6 protein-coding genes are annotated in these 6,432 nt (G+C 68.1%); 4 read left to right on the forward strand and 2 right to left on the reverse strand.

Features of this window, described 5'->3' with window-relative positions:
- Window positions 1-65: 65 nt before the first annotated feature.
- The 3 genes from QZX93_RS18410 to QZX93_RS18420 all read left to right on the forward strand — a co-directional run bounded on the left by QZX93_RS18410 (window position 66) and on the right by QZX93_RS18420 (window position 3,111).
- Window positions 66-1,733, forward strand: coding sequence for an N-6 DNA methylase (locus tag QZX93_RS18410; protein ID WP_295392953.1), 1,668 nt, complete (start codon window positions 66-68; stop codon window positions 1,731-1,733).
- The gene (locus QZX93_RS18415; RefSeq protein ID WP_295392952.1) at window positions 1,726-2,610 is read left to right on the forward strand and encodes a hypothetical protein; all 885 of its coding nucleotides are present in this window, start codon (window positions 1,726-1,728) and stop codon (window positions 2,608-2,610) included. Before QZX93_RS18410 ends, QZX93_RS18415 begins: the two co-directional genes overlap by 8 nt.
- A gap of 318 nt (window positions 2,611-2,928) precedes the next feature.
- On the forward strand, window positions 2,929-3,111 hold the full coding sequence (locus QZX93_RS18420; protein WP_295392951.1) for a hypothetical protein: 183 nt from the start codon (window positions 2,929-2,931) through the stop codon (window positions 3,109-3,111).
- Window positions 3,112-3,154: 43 nt separating this feature from the next.
- On the opposite strand, the gene QZX93_RS18425 is transcribed toward QZX93_RS18420, so the two are convergent.
- Together QZX93_RS18425 and QZX93_RS18430 are read right to left on the reverse strand one after the other, a co-directional pair.
- Window positions 3,155-4,294, reverse strand: coding sequence for an AI-2E family transporter (locus QZX93_RS18425; protein WP_295392950.1), 1,140 nt, complete (start codon window positions 4,292-4,294; stop codon window positions 3,155-3,157).
- A gap of 18 nt (window positions 4,295-4,312) precedes the next feature.
- Window positions 4,313-5,668 carry a sigma-54 dependent transcriptional regulator gene (locus QZX93_RS18430; RefSeq protein WP_295392949.1) on the reverse strand — a complete coding sequence of 452 codons (1,356 nt, stop codon included), beginning with the start codon at window positions 5,666-5,668 and terminating at the stop codon, window positions 4,313-4,315.
- A gap of 251 nt (window positions 5,669-5,919) precedes the next feature.
- Between QZX93_RS18430 and QZX93_RS18435 the strand changes: the two genes are divergently transcribed.
- Window positions 5,920-6,432, forward strand: a 513-nt coding sequence (locus QZX93_RS18435; RefSeq protein WP_295394825.1) for a hypothetical protein, incomplete at its 3' end; no start/stop codon positions are given.

The raw sequence follows: 6,432 nt of genomic DNA on the forward strand, positions 1-6,432 counted from the left end.
AGAAGAGAGCCTTGGCGTCTTGGCGTCTTGGCGTGAGACAGTCCGTGTCTAGGATGAGCGACGCCATGGAACCCGATCCCGCAGCACCACCACGCCCCGGCGACCCCAAGTCGCGCGGGGCCTACTTCACCCCCACGGATGTTGCACGCTTCATCGCCGTGTGGGCCATCCGCGGCGCCGCCGACCGGGTGCTGGAGCCGTCCTGCGGCGAGGCCGCCTTTCTCACCGAGGCGGTGGTGCGCCTGCGCGAACTGGGTCTTACCGACACCGGTTGGCCAGCGGCCCTGCACGGACACGAGATCCATCGTGAGACCGCGGCGGTGGCGCGGCAACTGCTGGCCGGGTTGGGGGCCGCGGCGACCATCGCGGAGGGCGATTTTTTCGTCCGCGAGGCGCGGCCCGAGTTCGACGCGGTGATCGGCAACCCACCCTATGTGCGCTATCAGCACTTCAGCGGGGAGGCGCGCGCCCGCGCACTGGCGGCGGCGCTGCGCCAAGGGGTGCGACTCAGCGGGCTGGCCAGCTCCTGGGCGGCCTTCGTCGTGCATGCCGGCGCCTTCCTGAAACCGGAGGGGCGCCTGGGCTTGGTGCTGCCGGCCGAACTGCTGTCGGTCAAATACGCGACCGAGATCCGCCACTTTCTGCTGCGGCGCTTCGCCCGGGTGCGGCTGGTGCTGTTCGACCACCTGGTGTTCCCCGGGGTGCTGGAGGACGTGGTCCTGCTGCTCGCCCAGGGGTCCGGCGGGACCGACCATTTCGAGGTCTATCAGGCCGCCCGGCCACAAGACCTGATGCAGTCGCTGGCACAGGAGGGCTGGACCGGCTTTCACCCCCGTCCCGACACCAAATGGACCTCGGCCCTGTTACCGGCCGAAGTGCTGGCGCTCTATGGGGCGGTGAGCGAGGGCGATGGCTTCGAGCCGATGGCCCGGTGGGGCGGCAGCTTCCTGGGCTCGGTGACCGGCAACAATGGCTTCTTCGCACTCTCACCGGCGCGCGCCGCGGCCTTGCGGCTGCCGGCCCATGAACTGCTGGCCATCTCACCGCCGGGCGGCCGGCACCTGATGGGCCTGCACTTCGACCGCGCGGACTGGGAACGGCTGGGTCAGGCCGGGGCCGCCACGCTGCTCTTTGCCCCCGGTGAGACCCCCACCGCGGCGGCCCGGCGCTATATCGCCCAGGGCAAGCGCGAGGGCGTGAGCGACGCCTATAAGTGTCGGGTGCGCAGCCCCTGGTGGCGCGTGCCCCTGGTGGACCGACCCGATCTGTTCTGCACCTACATGAACCATCGGCGCCCGCGCCTGCTCGCCAATCAGGCCGACGCCTTGGTCCTCAACTCCATCTACGGGGTGCGGCTCACGCCGTCGCGCCGCGACCTGGGGCGTCGGCTGCTGCCGCTGGCGGCGCTCAACAGCCTGTCCCTGCTCGGTGCCGAGATCGGCGGGCGCGTCTACGGCGGCGGGATGCTCAAGCACGAGCCGCGTGAGATCGACGCCCTGCCGGTCCCCTCCATCACCCTGGTGACGCAACTGGCCGCGGAACTGGAGGCGCTGCTGCCCGAGGTCGAGCGGCTACTGGGCCAGGGGGACGAGACCCGCGCCACGGCGCGCGTCGATGACCTGATCCTGCGCCACGGACTGGGACTCGCCCGCGAGGCGCTCGACACCCTGCGAGCGGCCCGCGAATACCTGCTCGACCGCCGACTGACCCGGGGGCGCGGCACCCATGGCTGAGATCGACGACGCACTCACCGCGGCCCTGGCCACCCTGCCCCCCAAGCCCGGCGACGAGGCACCCCAGGCGGCCAAGAAGCGCTACAGCGAGCTGGTCTCCCAACAGGTCGCACTCGCACTGGGGACCGAACTGCGACGGCGCGGGCTCAAGGAGGCGCGGCCGGGCGCCGGCACCGAGACGGGCGCGGGTGCGGGTGCGGAGCGGCGCATGGCCGGCGGTCTGGGGGCGAAAAAGGTGGACGTGACCTGGGCGACCGAGGAGTCCGGTCTGCTGCTGGGGATTTCGGTCAAGACCATCAATTTTCGCGACAGCAAGACCCGCAACTTCCAGAAGAACCTGGTCAACCGGCGCGGCGACATGCTGATGGAGGCGGTGACCCTGCATCGGCGCTTCCCCTACGCGGTGCTCGCCGGGCTCTTCTTCCTGGACAGCGAGGCGGCCAACGACGGCACCGACAAGCGCCGCTCCACCTTCCTCAACGCCCACGCCCGGCTGCAACTGTTCACCGGACGCAACGACCCGGCGGACCGCGAGGAACAATTCGAGCGCTTTTACCTGATTCTGCTGGACTCGGGCCAGACCGGAGCGGCTCCCGAAACGGCGGCGCCACCGCCGCCGACACCGCCCACCCCAGCGGGTCAAACCGACGATCTTTTTGCCACCGCACCCCTGGTAGCGGCGACTCCGCTTACCCCCTCCCCCCTGGTGGGGGAGGGTCGGGGTGGGGGGGGAACCCCCCTATTGCGCCCCTTTCAGGTCGGCACCCCCGACCGCGAGTTGGCGCTGGGCGACATCCTCGACGACCTGCTCGCCCTGGTGGCACAGCGCAACCCGGATTTTTATGAGCTACGGGATGGGCGACTGATACCGGCCTAAGCACCGACCTTGGTCGTCCTGGCCGGGATGCCAGGACCCAGGCCACGGACGGTATCCCTCAGGCCGGTCGAGGCATAGCAGCCTGGATAGCGGCCCAATTACCATAGCTTAACGGATGGTGAACGTGTCGACAGCGACCCGCCCTGCTACCGCAGCAGCCGGGTCACGACGCTGCTTCTGCCGACGCCCGCCAAGACCCGCGCCCCCGCGCCACCGCCCCGGCGACTCATCAGCACCCTGCCCAGCCTGGCCCGCCAGCCGGCCGCGACCGAGCCGAGCGCCGCACCACCGGCGCCAGCCCCCACGGGCGACCCCGCCGTGCTCCTGACCAAGCTACGCCAACTGTGCAAACCACTGCCCACAGGCGGCTACCCTGCCACGGACATCGGCCAGGCCCTCCAGAAACTCGGGCTCGATCTCAAGGCCCGACGGCACTTTCTCACCAACACCCCCGGCATCAAGGTCGAGGGAACCTCGACCAACAAGGTCTACCGGTTCTGAGCGGGCCGCATTCCCACCGGATGTCGGCGCTCCCGCAGCGCGCTCAATCCTCCGGCGGGCCCGCCGCCGGGCCATCGCCATCCACCGGCGCCGGGACTCGCTCGCCGCTATAGGTGAGTTGGCTACGGGGCACCTGCTCTTCGAGCCATTCGCGCCAGACGGCGAGCAGCACGGCGATGACGATGGGGCCCAGGAACAGCCCCAGCAGGCCGAAGGCGGAGATGCCGCCCAGCACTGAGAACAACACCAGCAGATAGGGGATGCGGGTGGAACTGCTGATCAACATGGGCCGCAGCACATTGTCGATCTGACTCACCACCAGGAGCCCCCAGGCGGCCAGCCCGAGACCGGCCCAGGTGTGGCCGTTGGCCATCAACCAGACACTCACCGCCCCCCACACCAGGGGCGTGCCGAAGGGGACCAGGGCCAGGATCGCGGTCAAGACACCGAGCAACACCGGGGCCTCCACCCGCACCGCCCAATAGCCCAGACCGGCCAGCACGCCCTGGGCGAGCGCGGTCAGCACCAGACCGTAGAGGACCGCCCTGGTGGTGGTGCCGATGGCGAATAGATAGGCCCCGGAGCGGGCGCCGATCAACCCGTAGAGCAGACGCCGCACCTGGTCCAGCAACTCTTCGCCGTCACGGTAAAAAAAGAATGCGGTAAACAGTGCAAAGATGAATTTGAAGGCGGTGAAGCCGATGCCGCCCAGGACATCCAGCGATTCATCCACCCAGGGTTTGCCCCACTTCACCACCTCCTTGCGCAGGGCCTCGGGGTCGTCGGCGGAGAGTGCCAGCACCCGCTGAACCTCCTCCCCGAGCCACGGGATGTGCGCGATAGCGGGCGGCACCGACTCCGGCCCGCTCAATAGGACCTCGACCGACCGGCTATAGGCGGCCGGCACCTCTTTCTGCAGCATGCCGATCATGGACAGCAGGGGCAGCGCAAAGGTCAGCGTCAGAAAGAGCGTCATCAACAATGCGCTCAGGTTGACCTTGCGCCCAAAGAGCGTGCGCAGCCGGCGGTAGATGGGCCAGGTGACATAGACCAGAATCGCGGCCCAGGCCACCGGTATAACAAACGGGGCCAAGACCCGCCAGCTCAACAACAGGAGTGCGGTAAGGAACAGCCCGAGCGCGATACGCGCCCCCAAGATATTCGTGAAGTTCGTATTTTTCATTCGTTGTCGACGCTGCTGTCAAGACGGCTCATGTAACCCGTAACGGCGGATCAGCCGATAGATATTGCGTTCGCTCACGGCCAGCACCTGCGCCACCTTGGCGCGGTGCCCGGAGTGTTTGGCGAGTTGCAGTCGCAGATATTCGGCCTGGAGTTCATCGAGTGTGGGGGCCTGCTCGAAATGCATCGAGACCTTGACATTGGCCTGGCCATGACCCGCACCGAGGGCCAGGTGGTCGGCCCGGATGGTCTTGGACTCGCGGGAGAGGATGATAGCACGCTCGATCAAGTTCTTGAGTTCGCGCACATTGCCGGGCCAATCATAGGCGGTGAGTTGGCGCAGCGCCGCGCCGCCGACGACCTGGGGGACACGGCGCGAACAGTTGTGGTGTTGCATGAAATGGGCGACCAGCGCGGGGATGTCTTCGCGCCGCTCACGCAGGGGCGGCACCGCGATGACGAAGCTGCTCAGGCGGTAGAAGAGGTCGGAGCGGAATTGCCCCTGACCGCTCATCGCGTACAGGTCGCGATGGGTCGCAGCGACGATACGGGCATGGGTCCGGAGGTCCTTGGTGCCGCCGACCCGCCGGAATACGCCGGTCTCCAGGACGCGCAACAACTTGGCCTGGGTCGACGGCTCGAGCTCGCCGACCTCGTCGAGAAATAGGGTGCCACCCTGAGCGCTCTCGATCAGACCGCGCCGCTGCCGGTCGGCCCCGGCGAAGGCACCCCGCTCGTGACCGAAGAGTACGGATTCAAAGTCTCGCGCCGACTGCGTGCAGCAGTCCACCGCGACGAAATGGCGGCGAGCGGGGTCGCCGCGCTCATGGATGGCGCGGGCGACGAGTTCCTTGCCGGACCCACCCTCCCCCTGGATCAAGACGTTGATGTCGGTGCCGGCCACGGCCCCGATGCTCTCCTCGATCCGCCGCAGGGCGGCACTACGCCCGATCATGCAACCGCCCGCCCCCTCGGTCGACTTGAGCCGCTGCCGATAGAACCGGTGGTCGCTGCGCAGGGCCGCGTCGTCCAGTGCGCGCCGCACCGTCAGGGCCAGTTCCTCCGGGCTCGCCGGTGTCAGCAGATAGTCATAGGCCCCGGCCTTCATGGCCGCGACCGCGCTGCGCACCGAGCCGAAGGCCGCCAGCACCACCACCGGCTGATGGCTCACCAGATCGGGCAGGCGCTCCAGGGTATCGCCATCGCGCAACCGCACGTCGGCGATGATCAGGGGCGACTCATGGGCGGCCAGGAAATCGTCCGCCGCCCGCCACGAGGTCACGCCCGTCGCCGGGTAGCCCAGCCCTTGTAGCTGGGTGACCATCAACTGGTTCAGGGCCAGGTCGTCTGCGACGATCAGGAGGTGGTTCTGCATCGGTTCGGGTCCGCGGCGCTGGCAAGTCCGCAGGGTATCACACTGACAAGATGTCAGTACCGCCGCCCCAACCGGGCAGGCATACTGGCCACCGACCACGGAGGCGCCAACGCGCCATTGCCGGGCCCTCGGAACATGCCACTTTGGCATAGCTCACCCACTCGCCGGCCCGGCGTCGGCTCGTCTAGAATCTGCGCAGCAGCGCAGTGAACAGACCTAAAGAAACGGGTTGTCGCCAAAAAAAGAGGTTTATGAAAACCCGATCCGGCGGCACCCACGAGGAGGAGCGCGAAACAATGAGCGACTTGATCCACGCATACCGCCAGCCGGCGGGGGGGGCTATCGGTGGCCTGCGCCAAGCGGTGGCCGACGACCTGCTGGCCCTATCCCGGCTCCACGGCGGCAAACTCGACTGGCACACGATCACGACCCTCCAGCGACGCGCTTACGATGACGTACTGGAGCTGCCAGTGCGGGGTGAGCCGGCGCTGACCGCCCTGGCGATGCTGCGCGCGGGGCTCCCGGTGATCCCGACCTCGCTCGTTGAGTACACCCTGAACCGGCTCAATGCCGACTATGCCAAGATCTATCCGGCCTATCTGGATGAACTGCGCGCGCTTGGCCAACTTACGGGACCTGCCACGCGCCACTGCGGGCGCCCTCGACACGCGCCGGGCCGGGGGGGGGGGGGGGGGGGCGAGCCGGATCAGCGGTCAGCGCATTCAGCCCAACCGCGCGGAGGCCATGATGAAGACCATCCTGAA

Origin of the sequence: uncultured Thiodictyon sp. (assembly GCF_903946935.1) — a bacterium.
Lineage (GTDB): Bacteria > Pseudomonadota > Gammaproteobacteria > Chromatiales > Chromatiaceae > Thiodictyon.